Here is a 1,440-nt window from a genome sequence, read left to right on the forward strand (position 1 = left end):
GGTCGCTGCGACCGAGGAACTCCAGGACCCCGTCGGCCCGCCACCGCGCCCGGTCCCCGGACCGGTACAGCCGCGACCCGTCCGGGCCGGCGACGAACCGGGCCGCGGTCAGGGCGGGCCGGCGCAGGTACCCGCGGGCCAGGCCCAGCCCGCCGACAAACAGCTCCCCGGCAACCCCGACCGGCACCGGGCGCAGCTGCGGGTCGAGGACCTGCACGCTCCAGCCCGGTAGCGCCCGCCCGATCGCGACGTCGCCGGGCCCGACCCGGTGCCGGGTGGAGTGGACCGTGGTCTCGGTGATGCCGTACATGTTGATCAGCGCCGGGCCGTGGACGCGCCACTCGGCCAGGTGCGCAGCCTTCAGCACGTCGCCGCCGAACACCACCCGCCGCAGCCCGGCCAGGCCGGTCGCGGCCGCCGCGAAGCTGCGGAACAGCTCCGGGGTGGCACTCAGCGTCGTCACGCCCTGCGCCGCGACCAGACCGGCCAGCGCCTCGGGCGACCGGACCGTGTCCATCGGCACCAGCACGCACCGGGCGCCTCGGGTGAGCGCACCCCAGATCTCCCACACGGAGACGTCGAACGCGGCCGAGTGCACCACGCTCCAGATGTCGCCACCGCCGTCGCCGGCCGCAGCGGACAGGTCACAGACGCTGGCGTGGCTGACCATGACGCCCTTGGGGCGGCCCGTCGACCCGGAGGTGTAGATGATGTACGCCAACTGCCGCGGGTCGACCGCCACCGGCTCGAACTCGCCGTCGAACTCGCCGGTGGTGTCGGTGAGCACCAGGGCGGCCCCGGCGTCGGTCAGCATGAACTCGACCCGCTCGGCCGGATAGTCCGGGTCGATCGGCAGGTATGCGCCGCCGGCCTGCCACACCGCCAGCAGCGCCACCACCAGTTCGACGTCACGGCCCATCCGCACCCCGACCACGGTTTCCGGGCCCACGCCCATACCGCGCAGATGACCGGCCAGCCGCGACGAGCGTGCCAGCAGCCCGGCATAGGTCAGGCTCCGTCCACCGGCCACCACCGCGACCGAGTCCGGTGTCTCCACCGCCCACCGCGCCACCGCGTCGTGCACCCCACCGGTGGGGCGCGGCCACGAGGCGGGTTCGTTGTAGCCGTCGAGCCGGGCCAGTTCGGCCGCGCCCAGCATCGGCAGCCGGGACAGCGCGACGGCGGGGTCGGCGGCGGCCGCGGTCAGCACCGTCACCAGGTGCTCGCCCATCCGGTCGGCCGTCGCCTCGTCGAACAGTGCGGTGCTGTACTGCACCTGGCCCAGCAGCGCGTCGCCAGCGTCGGCCAGGGCCACCGACAGATCGAACTTCACGTCGGCCGGGCCGTCGAGCCGGCCGGGGGCGGCGTCGCCGACACCGTCGGTGTCGTAGCTGAAGAGCGCGTCGAACAGCGGGGTGCGGGAGCGGTCCCGGTCGGTGA

General features: G+C 74.7%; 1 protein-coding gene. It reads right to left on the bottom strand.

Annotation, left to right across the window (positions count from 1 at the left end; all coding sequences use genetic code 11):
- The coding region (locus AC507J_RS32225; RefSeq protein WP_496294323.1) for a non-ribosomal peptide synthetase at positions 1-1,440 on the bottom strand (1,440 nt) is incomplete at both ends.

The sequence above is a fragment of the Micromonospora sp. PRAS1 genome (genome assembly GCF_059553435.1).